The sequence below is a fragment of the Cytobacillus firmus DS1 genome, from assembly GCF_000565285.1.
Taxonomy (GTDB): domain Bacteria; phylum Bacillota; class Bacilli; order Bacillales; family Cytobacillaceae; genus Cytobacillus; species Cytobacillus firmus_A.
In genome coordinates this window covers 1-837 of record NZ_APVL01000069.1, presented here as the reverse complement: position 1 = coordinate 837, position 837 = coordinate 1, and the positions used below count along the sequence as shown (strand labels likewise).

The 837-nt window shown below is 43.2% G+C and carries 1 protein-coding gene; it reads right to left on the bottom strand.

The genetic code is table 11. The features are described 5' to 3' along the window. Window positions 1-112 precede the first annotated feature (112 nt). The coding region (locus PBF_RS24795; RefSeq protein WP_035333686.1) for a transposase at window positions 113-837 on the bottom strand (725 nt) is incomplete at its 5' end.

Below are 837 nucleotides of genomic sequence, written 5' to 3'. Positions count from 1 at the left end.
TCAGTTTGTAGACAAAAGGGGTTCGGAATAGTCTCATTCCGAACCCCTTTTTTGGTTTTTTACTGGATTTGAATCATTTTCAGAGGATTATAGACCTCTCCGAGGTCATCTTCTAGGCCATTTCTGGCCCTTGCCAAGTCCAGTTGGCCATTTTTTTCAAATTCATGGCAGCGAAAGTAAGCATCGCCTGCATGGACAATTTTTTAAGTCCCCTTAGGGTTGTCCAACGCATGCCATGCTTTTCTTTTGCATCTGCAAATACACGTTCAATTGTTTCTTTGCGCTTCTCATAGATCGGTTTGACGTCTTGATGGTGACGAAGGTGATCTGCCTCTTCCACATGTTCCTCCCACACATGACGTTGAATTAGTTTTTGGTGCGCTTGACTCTGTGTGCATTGAGACAAGAATGGACATCCAGCACAAATTCGCGGATCTGATTTATATTGACGATACCCTTCCTTGGTAGTCGTAGTATATTTTAAAACCTCACCGGCTGGGCAAATGTAACAGTCAAAATGCTCATCATAAACATACTCATGTTTCCGGAAGTAACCCTCTTTTGTGCGTGGTCGTGTGTAAGGTAAAGCAGGTGTAATATCGTTTCTCAATAAGTAGCTTGTAATGGCAGGTGTTTTATAAGCTGCGTCTGCCGCAACAGCTTCTGGTTTACTAACTTTCTCAATGACTTGTCCTACCAATGGCTCAAAAATATGACTATCATGCGTGTTACCCGGGGTTACAATTGTGCCTAGTACGAAGCCGTTGCGATCTGCTGCTGCGTGGAAAGAATAGGCGAACTGTTTTGTACGCTCATCTTTTACATAGTAGCCACTCT